This window comes from Sphingomonas sp. GW821-FHT12D09 (assembly GCF_058807215.1).
Genome location: NZ_JBXAQL010000001.1, coordinates 1,239,303 through 1,258,494, shown reverse-complemented (window position 1 = coordinate 1,258,494; position 19,192 = coordinate 1,239,303). Strand labels below are relative to the sequence as shown.

General features: G+C 66.9%; 13 protein-coding genes. 8 read left to right on the top strand and 5 right to left on the bottom strand.

Going from position 1 to position 19,192, the window contains the following annotated elements:
• The first annotated feature begins 3 nt into the window (after positions 1-3).
• The 5 genes from AC1RPL_RS05685 to AC1RPL_RS05665 all read left to right on the top strand — a co-directional run bounded on the left by AC1RPL_RS05685 (position 4) and on the right by AC1RPL_RS05665 (position 5,748).
• On the top strand, positions 4-885 hold the full coding sequence (locus tag AC1RPL_RS05685; RefSeq protein ID WP_493068280.1) for a LysR family transcriptional regulator: 882 nt from the start codon (positions 4-6) through the stop codon (positions 883-885).
• A gap of 84 nt (positions 886-969) precedes the next feature.
• Positions 970-2,004, top strand: a complete 1,035-nt coding sequence (gene dgcN / locus AC1RPL_RS05680; protein WP_493068279.1) for an N-acetyltransferase DgcN — start codon at positions 970-972, stop codon at positions 2,002-2,004.
• Positions 1,962-2,951: an N-acetyl-D-Glu racemase DgcA gene (dgcA, locus tag AC1RPL_RS05675; RefSeq protein WP_493068278.1), complete on the top strand. Its 990-nt coding sequence runs from the start codon at positions 1,962-1,964 to the stop codon at positions 2,949-2,951. The genes dgcN and dgcA overlap by 43 nt, the downstream gene beginning before the upstream one ends.
• Complete coding sequence (locus tag AC1RPL_RS05670; RefSeq protein ID WP_493068277.1) at positions 2,948-4,510, top strand: N-acyl-D-amino-acid deacylase family protein; 1,563 nt, start codon at positions 2,948-2,950, stop codon at positions 4,508-4,510. Before dgcA ends, AC1RPL_RS05670 begins: the two co-directional genes overlap by 4 nt.
• Positions 4,507-5,748 (top strand): dicarboxylate/amino acid:cation symporter, encoded by a 1,242-nt coding sequence (locus AC1RPL_RS05665; RefSeq protein ID WP_493068276.1) that lies wholly within the window; start codon positions 4,507-4,509, stop codon positions 5,746-5,748. The genes AC1RPL_RS05670 and AC1RPL_RS05665 overlap by 4 nt, the downstream gene beginning before the upstream one ends.
• On the opposite strand, the gene AC1RPL_RS05660 is transcribed toward AC1RPL_RS05665, so the two are convergent.
• Together AC1RPL_RS05660 and AC1RPL_RS05655 are read right to left on the bottom strand one after the other, a co-directional pair.
• A complete protein-coding gene (locus AC1RPL_RS05660; protein WP_493068275.1) occupies positions 5,672-7,087 on the bottom strand; it encodes an amidohydrolase family protein in 1,416 nt (471 codons plus the stop codon). The two genes, AC1RPL_RS05665 and AC1RPL_RS05660, sit on opposite strands and share 77 nt — an antisense overlap.
• 8 nt (positions 7,088-7,095) lie before the next feature.
• Complete coding sequence (locus AC1RPL_RS05655) at positions 7,096-9,111, bottom strand: S9 family peptidase (protein ID WP_493068274.1); 2,016 nt, start codon at positions 9,109-9,111, stop codon at positions 7,096-7,098.
• A 122-nt stretch (positions 9,112-9,233) separates the two neighbouring features.
• On the opposite strand from AC1RPL_RS05655, the gene dacB reads away from it, so the two are divergent.
• Positions 9,234-10,679: a D-alanyl-D-alanine carboxypeptidase/D-alanyl-D-alanine endopeptidase gene (gene dacB, locus AC1RPL_RS05650; protein ID WP_493068273.1), complete on the top strand. Its 1,446-nt coding sequence runs from the start codon at positions 9,234-9,236 to the stop codon at positions 10,677-10,679.
• Between the two features lie 173 nt (positions 10,680-10,852).
• Here the strand turns inward: dacB and AC1RPL_RS05645 are convergent, their stop codons facing one another.
• Genes AC1RPL_RS05645 through AC1RPL_RS05635 form a run of 3 tightly spaced genes read right to left on the bottom strand, consistent with a single transcriptional unit; the run spans position 10,853 to position 14,559 of the window.
• Complete coding sequence (locus AC1RPL_RS05645) at positions 10,853-12,040, bottom strand: dipeptidase (RefSeq protein ID WP_493068272.1); 1,188 nt, start codon at positions 12,038-12,040, stop codon at positions 10,853-10,855.
• The gene (locus AC1RPL_RS05640) at positions 12,041-13,042 is read right to left on the bottom strand and encodes a serine hydrolase domain-containing protein (protein ID WP_493068271.1); all 1,002 of its coding nucleotides are present in this window, start codon (positions 13,040-13,042) and stop codon (positions 12,041-12,043) included.
• The gene (locus tag AC1RPL_RS05635; RefSeq protein ID WP_493068270.1) at positions 13,039-14,559 is read right to left on the bottom strand and encodes an MFS transporter; all 1,521 of its coding nucleotides are present in this window, start codon (positions 14,557-14,559) and stop codon (positions 13,039-13,041) included. Before AC1RPL_RS05635 ends, AC1RPL_RS05640 begins: the two co-directional genes overlap by 4 nt.
• Before the next feature lie 357 nt (positions 14,560-14,916).
• Here AC1RPL_RS05635 and AC1RPL_RS05630 point away from each other — a divergent pair, with 357 nt between their 5' ends.
• Positions 14,917-17,922, top strand: coding sequence for a TonB-dependent receptor domain-containing protein (locus AC1RPL_RS05630; protein ID WP_493068269.1), 3,006 nt, complete (start codon positions 14,917-14,919; stop codon positions 17,920-17,922).
• 85 nt (positions 17,923-18,007) lie between these two features.
• Positions 18,008-19,189 (top strand): serine hydrolase domain-containing protein, encoded by a 1,182-nt coding sequence (locus AC1RPL_RS05625; RefSeq protein WP_493068268.1) that lies wholly within the window; start codon positions 18,008-18,010, stop codon positions 19,187-19,189.
• The last annotated feature ends 3 nt before the right edge of the window (positions 19,190-19,192 follow it).

The following is a 19,192-nucleotide window of genomic DNA, read 5'->3' as shown; positions in this document are numbered from 1 at the left end:
GCAATGAACTTGCGGCACATCGAGATATTCCATGCGGTCTATGTAAACGGCTCCGTCAGCGGCGCCGCGCGAGCGCTCAACGTGTCGCAGCCTTCGGTCTCGAAGATGCTGCGCCATGCCGAGAGCCTGCTCGGCTTCCAGCTCTTCCACCGCACCAATGGCCGCCTCGTCCCGACCGAGGACGCGCATACGCTGTTCACCGAAGTCTCGGAGATCCAAGACCGCGTCTATGCGCTGCGCGAGGCGGGCCGCAACCTGAAGCGCGGCGCGGGCGGCATGCTGAAGGTCTCGGCGCTGCCGTCGCTCGCCCTGAACGCGCTGCCCACCGCCGTCTCGCGCTTCATGCGCAATCACGAGGGCGTGCGCTTCGACCTGCAGACCGTCCACCACGACGACCTGCTGCGCAAGCTCTACGAGCGCGAGACCGATGTCGCGATCGCCTATGAAGTGCCGCACGCCGCGCCGATCGGCCATCGCTGGCTGGGCGAGGGCGAGCTGGTGGTGCTCTACCGCGAGGAGGACATGCCCGACGCGCCGCCGCGCATCGAGCTGGAGCGGCTGCGCGGCCGCCCGTTCATCAGCCTGGCCAATAGCGGCCCGATCGGCCAGCTCTTCACCCAGGAATGCCTGCGGCTCGAGCTCGAGCTCGACGAAGTGATCTCAGCGCGGACCTTCTACATCGCCACGGCGCTGGTGGCGCAGGGGGTGGGGATGACGGTGGTGGACAGCTTCACCGCGCAGGCCTCGCTGGTCCCGGGCCTGGCGATGCGGCCGCTCAAGCCGCAGCTCACCTTCGACGTCCACGCGATGTTCCTGCTCAATCGCCCGCCGACCGCGCTGGCTACCGATTTCCTGAAGACGCTGGCGAAGGTCATCGACGCCTGAGGGCTTTGCCATAACGGCTGGCTATGCCGAGGGCCCCACTCGCTATGTGCGGTGCCGGATGCGGGGCGATAGCGTTATTCCAACATGATACCGGCACCTTACCTCCTCTACCTCGGTCACAGCACCGATTTCGTGGGCATCAAGACCTCGCGCGGCCTCGCCGAATTTCGGCGCGACGATTGCGTGGGTGAGTTCCGTCACGACGATTCCACCCTTACGCTCGGCCTGCCGCGCATGACGATCGCAGAAGGCGCCGCTGCCGGCGCCAAGACGCTCGTCCTCGGCATCGCCAATTCGGGCGGCGTGCTGGGCGGGGATCTCGTGCGCGACGCGGTGGCGGCGCTGGAGGCGGGGATGAACATCGCCGCCGGCCTGCACCAGCGGCTGCGCGACGTGCCCGAGCTGGCCGCGCTCGCCAAGGAGAAGGGCCTGCAGCTGTTCGACGTGCGCGATCCCCCCGCGGACCTGCGCGTCGGCAATGGCTATGCCCGCGCCGGCCACCGCCTGCTCACTGTCGGCACCGATTGCTCGGTCGGCAAGATGTACACCACCATCGCCCTGGCCGATGCGCTGAAGGCGCGCGGGCTCGATGCCGATTTCCGCGCGACCGGCCAGACCGGCATCCTGATCGCCGGGGGCGGCGTGCCGATCGACGCCGTGGTCGCCGATTTCATCTCGGGCGGCATCGAGATGCTCGCGCCCGAGCGCAACGACGGCGGCTGGGACCTGATCGAGGGCCAGGGCTCGCTGTTCCACCCGAGCTTCGCCGGTGTCTCGACGGGCCTGCTCCACGGGGCCCAGCCCGAGGCGATCGTTATCTGCCACGACCCGAGCCGCAGCCATATGCGCGGCATCCCGGGCCGTCAGCTGCCCAGCCTGAAGGAGTGCCTGGAGGCCAATCTCCAGGTCGCCCGCCTCACCAGTCCGAACGTCCGCGCCGTCGGCATCTGCCTCAACACCTCCCGCATGGAGGCCGAGGAAGCCAAGGCGCTTTGCCGACAGATCGAGTCCGAGCTCGGCCTTCCCTGTACCGATCCAATCGCCTTCGGGGTCGATGCGATCATCGACGAGTTGCTATGCACCGAACCCTCACGGCACGCCACGACCGCTTCGCACTGACCAAGCCCTTCCGCATCTCGCGCGGCGTGAAGACCGAGGCCGATGTGGTCACGGTCTCGATCCGCGCCGGGGAGCTGGAGGGCAAGGGCGAAGGCGTGCCTTATGCCCGCTACGGCGAGAGCATCGAGAGCACGCTTGCCGCGATCGAGGGCATTCGCCCGGCGATCGAGGCGGGGGCGAACCGCGAGGAGCTGCTTTCGCTGCTCCCCGCCGGCGCGGCCCGCAACGCCGTCGATTGCGCGCTCTGGGACCTGGAAGCGCGCCAGGCCGGCAAGAGCGTCGCCCAGCTGATCGGTGCACCCGAACCGGGTCCGATCGCCAGCGCGCTCACCATCGTGATCGACACGCCGATGATGATGGGCGCCGCCGCCCGTCATGTCGCCAATGCGCCGCTGCTCAAGGTGAAGGTCGATGGCCGGTTGCCCGACGCGCAGATCCGCGCCGTCCGTGCCGCCGCGCCGAACGCGAAGCTGATCGTCGATCCGAACGAGAGCTGGGATGCGCGACTGGTCGAGGCGATGCAGCCTTTGCTCGCCGAGTTGCGGGTCGATCTGCTCGAACAGCCTGTCTCCGCCGATATCGACGAATGCCTTGAGAATTTCCGCCCGCTGGTGCCGATCGCTGCGGACGAGTCCGTCCACACCAGCGAAGACCTGGAAGTCCTGTCGCGCCGCTACCAGGTGATCAACGTCAAGCTCGACAAGTCGGGTGGCCTGACCGAGGGGCTCCGGCTTGCCCAGGCGGCGCGTGATCGCGGGCTCGGGCTGATGACCGGCTGCATGGTCAGCTCGTCGCTGTCGATCGCCGCGGCGCTGCACATCGCGCGCATGTCGGACTTCGTTGACCTGGACGGTCCGATCTGGCTCGCCAAGGATCGCCTCGGTGGCGTAGAAGACCGAGGCGGCACGCTCTATCCGCCAATTCCGGGATTTTGGGGAACACCATGAAGGTCGCGCTGCTGCTGGGGATTGCCGCCGTCTCGCTGGGCGCCGCCGCGCCATCCTTCCCGCAGCGCGTTGACCTGCTGATCCGCGGGGGCACGATCTACACCGGCTCGGACGCGCCGTTCATCGGCGATGTCGCGATCACCGGCGACCATATCGTCTCGGTGAGCAGGCACGCCAATGTCAGCGCCGCGCGCATCATCGATGCCAGGGGGATGATCGTCGCGCCGGGCTTCATCGATCCGCACACGCATATGGGCGGCGATCTCGCCTCGAAGGACCCGGCCAAGCGCCTGGTTCCGGCCTTCCTGATGCAGGGCGTCACCACTGCGTTCATCGGCAATGACGGTGGCGGCAATCCGGACCTGACCAAGGTGCTTGGCAGCGCCGCGACCAAGCCCGTCGGCATCAACTATGCCGCCTGGGTCGGCTTCGGCGCGGTGCGCGAGAAGGTGGTCGGCGAGGATAATCGCGAGCCGACGCCGGCCGAGATGGCGACGATGAAGGGCCTGGTCGCCGATGCGATGTGCCACGGCGCGCTCGGTCTCTCCACGGGCCTGTTCTACGCCCCGCAGAGCTTCGCCAAGACCGAGGAAGTGATCGAACTGGCCAAGGAAGCCGGCAAGCGCGGCGGCTCGTACGACAGCCATATCCGCGACGAGAGCAGCTACACCGTGGGTCTCGCCGCCGCGATCGACGAGGCGATCCGCATCGGCCGCGAAGGCGGGCTGCCCGCGCATATCAGCCATATCAAGGCGCTCGGTGTCGATGTGCAGGGTGATGCGCCCAAGATCATCGCCAAGATCGAAGCCGCGCGCGCCCGCGGCGAGAAGGTCACCGCCAACCAATATCCCTGGTCCGCATCGGGCACGAGCCTGGTCGCCTCGCTCGTCCCGCTCTGGGCGCAGGATGGCGGGCGCCCGGCTTTGCTTAAGCGCTTCGACGATCCGTCGCTGACCGCGAAGATGCACGCCGGCATGGTCGAGAACCTCCGCAAGCGCGGCGGGGCGGACAAGCTGCTGATCGTCGAGGGCAAGTACAAGAACCGCTATCTCGATGCCGTCGCCAAGGAACTCAACCTTGCCCCCGTCGACGCCGCGATCGCGGTGATCCGCATCGGCGACCCCGGCACCGTCTCGTTCAACCAGAGCGAAGCGGACATCGGCGCCTTCATGAGGCAGCCCTGGGTGATGACCGGATCGGACGCCTCGGGCGGCCACCCGCGCGTCTACGGCACCTTCGCGCGCAAGTACGACAAGTACGTCAAGACCGACCATGTCATCACGCTGCGCGAGTTCATCGAGCGCAGCTCGGCGCTGACCGCCGACACCTTCGGGCTCGAGGGGCGCGGCCATCTGCGCAAGGGCGCCTTCGCCGATATCGTGGTGTTCGATCCGAAGACCTACGCCTCGCGCGCCACCTATGAGGCGCCCACTGAATATGCCGCGGGCGTGCAGACCGTCGTCGTCAACGGCGTGGTCGCGGTCGACAAGGGCGCGATGACCGGCAAGGCCGCCGGCCGCGCGCTGCCGCACACGCCTACGCCTGGCAGTTGCAAGTGAGCTGGTGGTTCGGCACCGCGCTGTGGAAGCGCGTGCTTGCCTTCCTCCTGCTCGGTGTGATCTTCGCCTTCGTCGCGCCCCAGGCGACGCCCTACGTCCAGTTCATCGGCGACCTGTTCGTCCGTGCAATCCGCATGCTGGTGGCGCCGATCGTGCTGGTCACCATCGCCTCGGGGATCACCACGCTCGCCGATCCCAAGCGGCTGGGGAGCCTCGGCGGCCGCACCATCGGCATGTTCGCGCTGACCACCTTCATCGCAGTGTCGGTCGGCATGCTCGTCGCGACAATCGTTCAACCCGGTGTGGGCGCGCCGCTCGGCACGGCCCAGGCGCATGCGCTCGGCACGCCGGTCACGCCCTATGAGCAGCTGATCAACATCATCCCGACGAACATCTTCGACGCGCTGGCCAAGGGCGACATGCTCGCCTTGATCTTCACGTCGATCCTGATCGGCTGCGGCACGGTGGTGGCGGGGGAGGCGGGCAAGCCGTTCGCGAACCTGCTGCAATCCACGTCGGCGGTCCTGCTGCGCGTGGTCGGGCTGGTGATGGAAGTGACTCCCTTCGGCGTGTTCGCGCTGATCGCCAATGCGGTGGCGGCCAACGGTGCGGCGGTGTTCGTCCATGTCGGGTGGCTGGCGCTGGCGGTGGTGCTGGGCTCGCTGATCCAGATGCTGGTGGTGCATAGCCTGCTCCTGCGCTTCGTCGCGCGCCTGCCGCTGCTGCCCTTCTTCCGCGGTATCATCGACGCGCTGGCGGTGGCGTTCTCGACTGCCTCGAGCGGCGCGACGCTGCCGGTGGCGATGCGCGTCTCCGAGCAGAATCTCGGCATCGGCCGGCCAGTCTTCTCGACGGTGCTGCCCCTGGGCGCGAGCATCGGCAAGGACGGCACGGCGATGTATGTCGGGCTGCTGAGCATGTTCGCGTTGCAGGCGTTCGGCGTGCACCTGACGCCGACGGTCTATGCCACCGTGCTGCTCACCGGCGCGCTGGCGGCGTTCGGCACGGCGCCGGTGCCCTCGGCCTCGCTGTTCATGCTGGCGGCGGTGCTGAGCGCAGTCGGCGTCTCGCCGGAGCAGACGGCGCTGGTGGTCGGCTTCGTGCTGCCCTTCGACCGGCTGCTCGACATGACCCGCACGGTGCCTAGCGCATCGGCGAACCTCACGGTGGCGACTTTGGTCGCGCGCTGGGAAGGCGAGCTGGACGAGGAAGTCTATCGCGCAGCCGATATGGCCTGACCTTATCGTCGTCATCCCCGCGAAGGAGAGTCACAAGCGATTCGGCTGAGAAACCCTGGATCCCCGCCTTCGCGGGGTAAGTGGCGAGGCTGACCTCTTTCCCCGCCACCCAGACCCGCTTCACATCATACAGGTCCCGGAACGTCACATCCGGCGTCCCCCCGGTCAGTACCAGGTCCGCCCGCATGCCCTTGCGGATCGTGCCCTCGGTCTTGTGCCGGCCCATGATGTCGGCGCTCACTCGCGTGCCCGCCTCGATCGCTTCCGCCGGCGTGAAGCCGAGCTGGGTCAGCCAGCGCATTTCGCGCAGCGCGCCGAAGCCAGGATAGACGCCTTCGATGCCGGTATCGGTGCCCACGCCGATGCGGATCTTCGCCGCCTTCAGCAGCCGGATATTCTCGCGCATGATCTCCCAGCGCTTTACGTCATAAGGCGCCACGACCTCGCCCTTGGCCAGCCGCGCTTCCTCGCGGGTGCGGTCCTCGGGGGAGAGCAAGGCAAGCTCCTCGGGTGCCAGCACCCGCGTCTCGAGCGGCTCATAGGTCGCCAGCGTCGCGACATAGGCCATGTGGTGCTTCCGCATCAGTCCGATCAGCTCGGCATCGACCAGCGCGTCGCCCACGCCGTGCGCGAGCGCGTCCACGCCGGCGCGGGCGGCGATCTTGGCGCCTTCCAGCGTCACCGTGTGCGTCATCACCTTGATGCCCGCCTGGTGTGCGTCCGCCACGATCGCCGCCAGCGTCGGCTCGTCCATGCTCGGCCGGTCGGGCCGTGCCGGATCGCCATAGCGCCAGCCATCGGCGAACACCTTGATCATGTCCGGCTTGAACGCCAGCGCCTTGACCATCGCCGCATGCGCCTCATCCGGGTTGGTCACCTGATAGGTGATCGCCTGGGTGAACTTGCTCTCGGTGCCATGCCCGCCGGGCACCCCTAGCCGGATCGCCAGCGTGAGGCGCGGCGTGTCGGCCTGGAAGGCGCGGATGCCGGCCATCATCTCGCCCGAGACCGAGAATTCGTTTATGCCGGTCACGCCAGCCTTGAGATAGGGCAGGTAGAAGCGGTGCAGCGAAGCAGCATCGGCAAACGCCTCGCGCCGCGTGTGGATGTGCAGGTCATGCAGCCCGGGGATCAGCGTCAGCCCGGTCGCGTCGATCACTTCCGTTCCCTCAGGCACGCGCAGCTTCTTGCCGACCCGCGCGATCTTGCCGTCCGCGATCAGCACATCGGCAAGCTTCGCCGCCTTGCCGGTGCCGTCGAACACGCGCGCACCATGGATCAGCGTCGCGTGCTCCTGCGCCTGGGCGACATTCACGCCGGCTATTGCCGCTACTGCCATCAGCCACCTCATTTCAGTTTCTCGTCGAAGAACGCGGTGGTGCGGCGATAGGCCGCGAGCCAGTCGGCGTAGCGGAAGAATTCGTGACGCTCATTGGGGAAGACCAGCTCCTCGAAGGGGATGCGCCGCGCCGCCAGCTCGCGGGCGAGCAGCAGCGACTGGCCGAAATCGACATTCTTGTCGTCGTCGCCATGGATCAGCAGCACTGGCGAGCGCCACTTCTCGATCGATCCCATCGGCGACGAGTCCCACTGCTTCTGGCGCACCGCGAGTTGCAGTTCGGGCGAGATGTTGTTCTCAATCGGCTTGAGCATCGTGTGGACGCCGTGGAAGTCCGCGCCCGCCTTGAACAGGTCGCTGTTGCGAGCGAGGGCGAGCGCGGTCAGGTATCCGCCCCAGCTGCCGCCCCAGATTCCGATCTTGTCCGGGTCCACGCCCTTCTGCGCCGCCAGCCAGCGCCCGCCGGCGAGCACATCGCGATATTCGGAAGCGCCGCCGCGCGCGATGTCGGGCGCGTCGCGAAAGGCCAGGCCATAGCCGGTGCCGCTGCGATAATTGACCGACAGCACGGTATAGCCATGCGCGGCCAGTGCCTGGTTGTTGATATAGGCGTTGGAATAATATTGCGACGGGTGGAAGCCGAGCAGCATTTGCCGCCGCGGCCCGCCATGGACGAAGATCAGTGCCGGGCGCGGTCCCTTGCCGCGCCCACGGAACAGCTGCGCATGGACGGTGACCCCGTCCTCGGCCTGATAGCTCACCGCCTCGGGCTCGATCGCACCCTTGAGTTCGGCCACATGACCGAGCGGTGACAATGCCTTGGCGACCACCGGATGGGCCGGATGGCTGGCATCGGTCGCGATCCCGGCGAGCAACCCGCCGGCGAACACCGGCAGGCTTTCGCTGCCCTTGCCATTGGTCAGCCGTTTCGCCGTGCCACCGCTCGCCGGAACTTGCCAGAAATGGCGCCGGTCGGTCTCGTCGATATTGGCGGCGAAGGTCAGCACGTCGTCGCCGCCGAGCACGAAGGTCTCGACCTCGAACTTGCCGGGCGTCAGCTCCTTGGGTTCATCGCCCTTGGCCGCGTCGATCGCATAGACATGCAGGAAACCGCTGCGCTCCCAGGGGAAGAGCAGCTTGCCGGCCTTGCTCCAGTAGAGATTGTGCTGGCGCGTGCCGCCATAGCGGCCGCCCATGCCCTGCGGCGCGGTCCAGAGCGTGCGTGCCTTGCCGGTCGCGGTATCTGCCACGCGGATCGACCAATAGGGGCCGCCATCCGCCGCCGCACCCGCCGGCGGGTCGCGATATTGGATAAAGGCGATCTGCGTGCCATCCGGCGAAAGCGCCGGTTCCACCGAGAAGCCCAATGCCGGCTCCATATAGGTCAGCCTGGCCGGCTCCACCTCGAGCAGCGCTATAAATGCATGGTCGTCGCGATTGTCGACGAAGAACAGCTTCGCGCCGTCCGGCGTCCATTTGAGATCGGTGACTTCGCCCGAGACCGAAGCGATCCGCGCCGGCTTGCCGCTCTGCCACAGCCAGATCTCGCCGCGCTTGGTAAAGGCGATCCGCTGCCCGTCGGGCGAGAATACAGGCAGGTGCCCGTCACCTACGGGCGTGGGATCTCCGCCGGTTGCATCGGCGACGAACACCTGCTGCCCCGGCGAAAACGCAGCCGAGGCGGTATTGGGAATCTTGCCGTCCGGGAACTCGTCGTCCCCGCCGCGAACGAACGCCAGGCGCTTGCCGTCGGGGCTCAGCGCCAGATCATAGAGCATCATGCCATCGTCTTCGGCATAGCGCGTCACTTGCCGGGCCGGTTGGCCCGCATCGGCCACCCACAAATTGCGCATGCCCGCGCGGTTCTCCACCCAGGCAAAGCGCGGCACGTCGCGTGCCCCGGCCATCTGGCTCGCCACCGGCAGGGCGAGCGCCGCCGCCAGGTCATCGGTTTGCGCCAGCGCCGGCGTGGCAAATGCCAGCGCCAGCGAACACCCAAGCTTGAAAGCGATACGGACTGTCATGGGGTGAACGTGCAGGGGGGACGTGTCCGGAACAATGCCGACATGCGCGCCGGTTATGCCAGGGCAACTCCTCAGAATGATCGCGGCTTTGCACCTTTGCCGGCGATGGGTACGCTCAAGGCATGAAGCATCTCGCCATCCTCCTTGCCCTCACGCTCGCCACCCCGGCCCTTGCCCAGCAGGCGCAGACGCTCGACCAGCGCATCGCCGCCAAGCTCGCCGAGGCACCGACGGGCACCCGCTTCGGGCTGGTGGTGGCCGATCCGGACGGCAAGGAGATCGTCGCGATCAACCCGGACGGCCGCTTCATCCCGGCCTCGAATACCAAGATTTACACCACCGCTGCCGCCTTCGCGAACCTGCCGGACATCAACCAGCCCGACATGGCGGGCGGCGCCACCGTGTCGCTGGTCGGCCAGGATGTGCTGCTCGTCGGGCGCGGCGATGCCCGGCTGTCGAGCGCCGACGATTGCACGGTCGATTGCCTCGCCACGCTGGCCGATGCGATCGCTGCCAGGACCAGGCACGTCCGCAACGTGATCGGCGACGACACGATCTTTCCGGACCAGCGCTGGAGCCCGGGGATGAGCTGGAACAACATCCCCAGTTCGTCGGGTACCGGCATCTCGGCGCTGACGCTCGACGACAATGAGCTGAAGCTCACCATCACTCCGGCCAAGCCGGGTGAGGCCGCCAAGGTCGATCTCTGGCCCTATTTCACGATCGACAACCAGGCAAAGACGGTCCCGGGCGACAAGACCGAACTCGGCTGGGACCGCGATCCCAACGGTAAGCTGCTGCACATCACCGGCACGATCGGCGCCGACGCCAAGCCCAAGACGTGGAAGCTCGGCATCGACGATCCCGCCGAATACGCGGCCTGGCGCCTGAAGGTACTGCTCGAGGCGCGGGGGGTGAAGGTGAAGGGAGCGGTCCAGGCCCGCCACCGCCCGCTCAGGCCACAGGACGATACCGAATATCGCGCGAAGAACGCCGTGCCGCTCGTACAGGTGGCACCCAGCGAGCCGGTCCTGGCCAGCCTGACGCCGCCGCCGGTCGCGGAGGATCTCAAGCACATCAACAAGGTCAGCCAGAACCTGCATGCCGAGCTGGCGTTGCGCCGCGTTTCGCGGTTGCAGGGCAGCGGCTCGCTCGCCGATGGCGTGGCCAAGGTGCGGGCAATGCTCGAGGCGGCCGGCCTGCCGCGCACGGCCTGGGATTTTTCCGACGGATCGGGCATGTCGAGCTACAACCGCGTGAGCCCTCGCGGCTCGACGCTGCTGCTGCGCTGGGTCGCTGCCCAGCCCTGGGGCGCCCAGTATCGCGATACGCTGCCGATCGGCGGCATCGACGGCACATTGCGCAACCGCTTCAAGGGCACGCCGCTGGAGGGCAAGCTCTTCGCCAAGACCGGCACGCTCAACCAGACCAATGCGCTGGCCGGCTATTTCACCGCGGCGAGCGGCAAGACGCTCACCTTCGCCTTCTACGCCAATGACGTGCCGGGCGATGTGAGCGCGACCAAGTATATGGACGATGTGCTGAACTTGGTGGCTGCGGGGAACTAGGCTGCATTTCCCTCTACCGCTTTTGCGGGAGAGGGGCGCCGGGCGCAGCAAGGCAGGATGAGGGTCAGCGCTGGAGGCAAGCGCCAAGCTCGCGGCCCGTACAGACCCTCACCCTTCCGCCGACTTTCGTCGGCTCCCTCCCTCTCCCGCCAAAGCGGGAGAGGGAAATACGGTCACTTGTTCTTCGCCGCCCAGTCCTCGGCCTGCTTCAGCACCCGCAGCACGTTCCCGCTCCAGATCTTCTCGATGTCCGCATCTGAATATCCTTCGCGGCGCAGCCGGGCGGTGATCTTCGGGATCGCGGTGATGTCCTCCATCCCGCGCACGCCGCCGCCGCCGTCCCAGTCGGCGCCGATGCCGACATGCTCGACGCCCATCACCGCGATGCAGTGGAGCAGGCTCTTCATGAACAGCTCGAAATCGGCGCCCTGATAGGGGTTGGTCGCATCCGCCTTGGCCTTGTCGGCGATCAGCTTCTTCTGCTCGGCATCCGAAAGCGCGTGCCAGTCATCCTGGCGGTTGGAGATCTTGTTGCGGGCATCGTCATGGTCGCCCTCGACCAGGTAGACGCTGTTGACCTGCAGCACGCCGCCCGCCTTGGCGAGCTTGCGCATGCGGTCATCGTCCAGGTTGCGCGGGTGGTTGAAGATCGCGCGCGGACCCGAATGCGAGGCGATGATCGGCGTCTTCGACAGCGCCAGCGCCTGGTCGAACACGTCGTCCGAGGAGTGGCTGACGTCGATCACCATGCCGAGCCGGTTCATCTCGGCGACCCATTGCTTGCCGAGCGGGCTCAGGCCGTTCCATTGCTTGACCTTGTCGGTGGCGCTGTCGCCGAACTGGTTGTTGCGGAAATGGATCGGCCCGGCCAGCCGCACGCCCTGGTCGTAATACCATTTGAGCAGCGTCAGGTCGGTGCCCAGCGGATAGCTGTTCTCGATCGACTGGAAGACGATGCGCTTGCCCGCCTTGGCGATGCGGTACGCATCCTCGGGCGTGGTCGCGAACTCCATCTTGTCGGCGTTTGCCGCGACGACGCGCTGGATCCACATCTCGCGGGTCAGCGCCGCGTCGCGCGCCTTGGCATAGCCTTCGGGGGTCAGCGGGCCCTGGCCGGTGTAGATCACGAAGAACCCGCCATCCAGGCCACCGGCCTCCATGCGCGGCAGGTCGATCTGGCTCTTGTCGAAGTCGCGGTCGTGCCACTCGTCGAACTTCCAGCCGGGATGCTCGAACAGCTCGGGCGTGTCGAGATGGGTGTCGAGCACCAGCATCTGCTCATGCGCCAGCCGGTCGGCGGGGGAGGGGGTGTCGCTATCGGGCCCGGACAGGGCGATGGCGAGGGCAAGAAGCGAGATCATTCAGGACTCCCAGGCAGTGATGACGGCGTCCCCCGTCGCGGGGCGCAGCAAGAAGATGCCGCTGTCGAAATGGCGCGTCGGGTGGACGCGGTTGGTGAGCAGGGTCCAGGCGAGCCCGCGCGCGAAATCGATCCACAGCCCGGTGCCGGTGAAGCCCGTATGTCCGATCGTCTCGTCCGAACAGGCCTGCCCGCCCGACCAGCCGGGGAACTTGCGCTCCCAGCCACAGGTGCGGTGGCTGTATTGCGGAGTGCGGATCGCCGCCAGCATCGCGTCCGAGAAGCTGCCGCTCAGCACGCCTTGCGCAAAGTCGAGCACGCCCGCCACGGTGCCGAACAGTCCGGCATGCCCGGTCTGTCCGCCCATCGCCGCGCAATTCTCGTCATGCACCTCGCCCTTGAGCACGCGGCCCCGCCACGCACAGCGCTCGGTCGCCACCGCCGGCCCGGGTGGCGGGCCATAGCTGAGGCCGGGCCCGAGCGGCCATTCCCCGAGCGGCGCGCCGGTCACGCGCTCGATCGCGATGCCGAGCAGCAGGAAGTTGATGTCCGAATAGACGGGTTCGGGAATATGCTTCCATTCGCGCTGGAGCACGAAGGCGCGGAGACGACCGGGATCGTCGCCATAGGTGTAGATCGGCTCGACCGCGGGGAAGAGCGTCCGGTGCGCCAGGCAGTCGCGAAAGGTGAGCGTGCGCTCATAGGCGCCGGCCACGTCGTACTGGCGCAGGTCCGGGATCGCCGTGGTCAGCGGCGCGTCGAGGTCGATCCGCCCCGCGTCCGCCAGCTTCAGGATCATCGTGGTAGTGGCGATAACCTTGGAGACCGAGGCAAGGTCGAACCAATGGTCGAGCGTCAGCGGCTCGGGCTCGGGCACCAGCGCGGCCATGCCGGTATGCGTCACCCAGCGCCGCCCGTCGGCCGCCACCACGCCCAGGGTGGCCCCTGGAATGCGCCCCGAGGCGACCGCTTCGGCGGCCGGCGCGAAAGCCGTCTCGATCATGCCGCGGCGCCCGCCGGCGTGTCGTCGGGCTTGGGTTTGGCGCGCACGATGAAGGGCAGGAAGATCAGCGCGCCCAGGCTCATCGCGCCGGCCATGATGAAGAACCCGTCATAGCCGATCGCCTTCTGGAACACGCCCGACAGGCCCGCGAGCAGCCGCGGGATCAGGAAGGCTAGCCCGGAGAACAGCGCATATTGCGCGCTCGGGAAGCGAGGGTTCACCAGCATCGACAAATAGACGACGAACACCGCCCCTTCGAAGCCGTGCCCGAACTGGTCGAGCGCCATGGCGAGGTAGAGGTCGAAATCGCCCGCGGTCACCTGCATGCCGAACAGCGAGAACCACACCGGCCCGCCCGGCGCCTGATGCGCCAGCCAGGCGAAGATCCAGTTCGACAGCGCCGACATGATACCGCCGATCACCAGCGCCCATCCCATCGGTGCCTTGGCCGCCAGGATGCCGCCCATCGTCACGCCGAGGATTCCCGCGACCAGCGCCACATAGGCATCGGCGGCGGCGATCGACTTGAGGCCGTAGCCAAGCGCATTGAAAAGGGGATGCGACAGCGTGTTCGCCATCACGTCGCCGGTTCGATAGACCGAGACGAACAGCAGGATCGGGATCACTGCCAGCCCGTAGCGCCATGCCACATCGACATAGGGGCCGAGCGCCGCCGAACGGCGCAGCGGCGCGTTCCAAGGCAGGTTGCGCAGCCACGGCACGGCCACGCCAAGCAGGATGAAGGGCAGGAGGCAGACCCCGAATACCCAATAGCTCACCACGCCGGGATTGCTGATCCCGACCGAGCCGATGGCGGCGAGCAGCACCCAGCCGATCGCGCCCACTGCGACGATGCTCGCCACGATCGCCGCCAGGCTGGCGAGCGTGCCCGTGAGCAGTCCGACCATCCGCCCGCCGGTGCCTTCGCGCTCCGGCCGCAGCGCAGCGAGCACGGGGAAGGGCAGGAACGCCAGCACCGCGACGGCCAGATAGGCGATCGTCCAGTCGAACCTGTCGGCCAGGTAGATCGCGCCGCCGCTGGCGATCACCATCGAGGTGCGATAGCCCCATTGGTTCGCCGCGACGAGCGGCCCCTGCTCGTCGGCATGGGGCGCCAGTTCGACGCGCCAGCCGTCCGCGGCGATTTCCAGCGTGCTGGTCCAGAAGGCGAGCAGCACGGCGAACAGCGCAGTGAGCGGCAGGCTGGTGTCCGACGCGGTGAACGCCATGCCCAGCGCCGACGCGAAGATCGCCAGCTGGGAGAGCATGATCCAGCCGGGCCGCTTGCCCCAGAAACGGCCAAAGCCGGGCACGTCATATTTCTCGAGCAATGGCGCCCAGGCGAACTTGATGGTCGACATCAGCGACACCCAGGCGAAGAAGCCAATGATGACGATGTCGACGCCGTGCTTCGCCAGGCGCAGCGAGAGCGTGGCGCTGAACAGGTAGAAGGGCAGGCCCGCGGCGAAGCCGAGCAGCAGGTACAGGCCCAGTCGCCCTGCGCCGGGACGGACCACTGCTGCAGGGGGACTCGAAGCCTCAGTCACGCGGCAAGGGACGATCGAAATGCGGCATCTAGGGCTCCCTGATCCTGGTTTCCCTACTGCTCGGCCGGGGCGCGGACGCAGTCAATGGCGAGGCTAACAGGCTTGTGTTGCAGCTGTGTCACGCTTTCCCGCGCAATCGTCTCATTTGATGCCATCGGGTTATGGTTTGGGGAACAGAAACTATGGCGCGGCGCAACATTCTTGGTACCTAATGCCCTCTCACCGCGCGGGAAACGCGGTTTCAGGGGGTAATACAACATGATCGATGCGAGGGCATTCAGAAGGATTCTCGTCTCGGGTGTTGCGTTCGCGGCAATGGCAAGCGCCATGCCAGCTTGGGCGCAGACTTCGGGGCAAAGCACCACGCAAGAGGCCGCGACGCCCACCGGTGCGGTTCCCACCACCAGCGCGGATGAGACCGACGGCAAGCCGAGCAAGGGTAACGAGATCATCGTCACCGGCTCGCGCATCAAGCAGGATCCGAACAATTCGGCCCTGCCGCTGCAGATCATCACGCAGCAGGAAATCACCCGCAACGGCATCAGCAGCCCCGAGCAGCTGATGATGTTCCTGACGACCAGCGGCTCGGGTGCGGACAACCTCGCTTCGAATTCCGACGTCGTGACCGGCGCCCAGCGCGGCACCAACGGCCTGTCGGCCGCCAATCTGCGCGGCCAGGGCTCGGGCGCCACGCTCGTCCTGCTCAACGGCCGCCGCGTTGCCGCGCACGGCCTTTCGGGTTCGGCCGTCGACGTCAACCAGATCCCCTTCGCGGCGATCGAGCGCGTCGAAATCCTCAAGGACGGCGCCTCGGCGATCTACGGCACCGACGCAGTCGGCGGCGTGATCAACTTCATCACCAAGAAGGACTTCCAGGGTCTCAGCCTCAACGGCTTCACCGACACTTCCGAGCAGGGCGGCGGTAACATCTACCGCATCGGCGGCGTCGTCGGTTATGGCGACCTCGACGAAGACGGCTTCAACGTGATGGGCGCCGTCTCCTACAGCTGGAACAAGATCCTGCGCGGCTCGGACCGTGACTTCGTCAATGGCGACCAGCCCAATCGCGGCCTTTCGGTCGACACGCGCGGCACGCCGATCGCGACGGCGTTCAACATCGGCGCCAATGCGACCATGCCGCGGAACCCGTTCAACGCGGGGCAGACCGGCACGCTGCTCACCGGGCTCACGCTCACGCTGCCGAATGGCGCGAATGGCGCCGCGGGCGGCATCAATATCCTCGATCTGCCGGGCGGCGCGGGCTGCGCCTCGGTCGACGGCGGCATGGCATATGACGAGCAGCTTTGGGCTACGCCGAGCGCACAATATGCCTGCTCGTGGGACACGGGCCGCGCGGCGGTGATCCAGCAGCCGATCCAGACGCTGACCTATTACACCAAGGCTACCTGGCGGATCTCGGGCGATCACCAGGTCGCGCTCGAAGTCACCGGGTCCAAGGCAGATTCGGCGAAGAGCTTCTCGAACGCGCAGCTTACCGCCAACACCACCAACCTGCCGATCGCCTATCCCTATTCCGCGGCGACCGCGGCGCAGTATGACGCGGTGTTCAACGCCATCCGTGCGGCCTTCGACGTGCCGACGAACCCGAACCGCGCAGCGCAGATCCTTGCGTTGAACGGTCGCTATGGCAGCCCGATTTCCTATCGCTGGCGCTGCCTCCCTTGCGGGCCCCGCGAATACAAGACCAACAGCGAGACCTTCCGTGCCGCACTCGGCTTCGAAGGACCGCTGTGGACCGGATGGGACTATCGTGCCGGCGCGTCCTATGCGCGCAGCGAAACCTCGTCGGTGCTCGGCAGCGGCTATTATTATCGCGGCACCACCAGCACGGGCGCCTATGATCCCAATGCGCCGCAGGTCGCCGGCGCCGCCGCCGGCATGCGCGGCCTGGTCGGCGTGATGAACTCGGGCCTAATCAATCCGTTCAGCCTCACCCAGACCGATGCCGGCCTCGCCGCGCTTCAGTCGGTTTCGGCCTATGGCGCGACGCTCTATGGCGGTCGCTATGAAGTGAAGCAGGCGGATGCCTCGATCTCCGGCCCCTTGTTCGGGATCTGGGGCGGTGATGTCCAGCTTGCCGCGGGTGTCGACTATCGTCGCGAGACCTATGAGTTCAACGGTTCGGCGGCGGCTGCCGCAGCGGCGCCGGTGATCTTCCTGGCCGCGTTCGACAACGTCAATGCGCTCACCCCCAAGCATCGCGACGTGAAGGCGGCCTATGCCGAGTTGCTCGTGCCGCTGTTCAAGGGCTTCGAGCTGACCCTGGCCGGCCGCATCGACGATTACACCGGCTTCGGCACCACCAAGAACCCGAAGATCGCGTTCAAATATCGTCCAATCAACGAACTCATGTTCCGCGGTTCGTACAACACCAGCTTCCGCGTCCCGACCTTCAACCAGATCTACAACGGCATCACTGAATCGCCTTATGCGGGCTCGGACCTCGCCGATCCGGTGCGTTGCCCGGGCGGCAAGCCGATCGACGCGTACAATAGCGGACTGCCTTGCGCGATCATCCGTCCGAACATCTGGACGGGCGGCACCGCGGATTTGCGTCCGGAGACGGCCAAGCAGTTCAGCGCCGGTGTCGTGTTCCAGCCGATTCAGGGGATGAGCCTCTCGGCCGACTGGTGGTCGATCTCTGTCGACAACACCATCCAGCTGCTCACGCTGCGCCAGCTGATCGACAACGCCTCGCTCTTCCCCGATCGCTTCCAGCGCGACCCGGTGACCCAGACCGTCACGGTGATCGACGATCGCTGGATCAACGCCGGTTCGCGCCGGACCCAGGGCGTGGAATTCTCGTTCCGCGATCGGTTCGAGGCGCTGGGCGGCAATTTCTCGACCGGTCTTGACGGCACGCTGCTGCTCAAGAAGCGCGAGAAGCTCACGCCCACTTCGGCCTATGGCCCGAGCCTGATCGGCGTGTTCAGCTATGCCGGCGACCTCGGCATCAGGTGGAAGCACAACGCGTTCGTCAGCTGGTCGAACGACGATTGGTCGATCTCGATCAGCCAGATCTTCCGCCAGGGCTTCAAGAACGGCGCGCTGCCGGGCATCGCGGCGGGCACGATCACGCGTCCGGACTATAACGTCCACACCGACGACTACATCGTCTACAACGCCTCGATCAGCTTCACCGGCCTGGCGCCGGGCTACAAGCTGAGCCTCGGCGTGCGGAACCTGTTCAACACCGATCCGCCCTTCACCATCACCTATGACGGCAACAGCGGTGCCGGCAGCTCGTGGGATCCGCGCGTCGCGGATCCGCGCGGCCGCTCGTTCACCGTTGCGGCGGATGTGAAGTTCTAGTTCCCGGATAGCCGGATGGTTTCGAGAAGGCCGGGGCATCATGCCTCGGCCTTTTCTTTTGGTACGAAACATCGAAGGTATCCCGATGCTCGCTTTCCTCCTCGCCGCCGCCGATCCGCAGCCCGTCGTCCACCAGCCGGTCGCCAGCGTCCGCGTCGCCTTCGATCGTGCGGGCGAGGTTTCGATCACCACGTCCGGCCTGGCGGATATCGCCGCGAAGCGCCCGGTGAGCCCCGACGATCCCGTCCGCATCGCCTCGATCTCCAAGCTCGTCGTCGCGATCGGCGTGCTCCGGCTGGTCGAGCAGGGCAGGCTGGATCTCGATGCCGACGTCTCGCGCTACCTCGGCTGGAAGCTGCGCAACCCGGCCTTTCCGGGCGCGAGGATCACGCTGCGCCTGCTGCTCTCGCATCGCTCGAGCCTCACCGACCGGGTCGACTATGTCCTGCCGCTCGATGCGGACATGCGCGCGGTGCTCCAGAACCCCAAGGCCTGGGACGACGCGCATGCGCCCGGCAGCTGGTGGGCCTATACCAACTTCAACTTCCCCGTGATCGCCGCGGTGATGGAGCGCGCCACCGGCGAGCGTTTCGACCGCCTCATGGACCGGCTGGTGCTCAAGCCGATGAAGCTCGACGCCTGCTATAACTGGGCGACCTGCAGGCCGGAGGCTGCCGCCAGCGCGGTAGTCCAGTACCGCGAGAACAAACCGACCAAGGACGATCACCACGGCGCGCCGCCGGCCTGTCCCGTCAGCCCCGCGAAGGACGGTAGTTGCGATCTCTCGGTCTGGCGCGCGGGGGCGAACGGCGCGATCTTCGCCCCGCAAGGTGGCCTGCGCATCTCGGCCCGCGGCCTGGCCCGCCTGGGCCGGATGTTCCTTGGCAATGGCACGCTCGACGGCACCCATATCCTGCGCGCCTCCTCGGTCCGCCTGATGGAGATGCCGGTCTGGACCTATGACGGCACGAACGGCGACATTGGCGGTGATATCTCGGTGCAGACGCCCACCGGCGGCTTCACCTGCAGCTACGGCCTTGCCGTCGCCTTCCAGGCTACGCCGGTGAAGGGCTGCCGCGACGATCCCTTTGGGGACGGCAAGCGGCGCTTCGGCCACTCCGGCGACGCGTACGGCCTCAAGGCCGGCCTGTGGATCGACAAGGCCACCGGCACCGGCGTCGCCTATTTCGCCACCGACGTCCCCGATGGACCGGGCGCGCGATCGGCCTATACGCCGACCGAAGAGAAACTCGCCCGCGGAGACTGATCG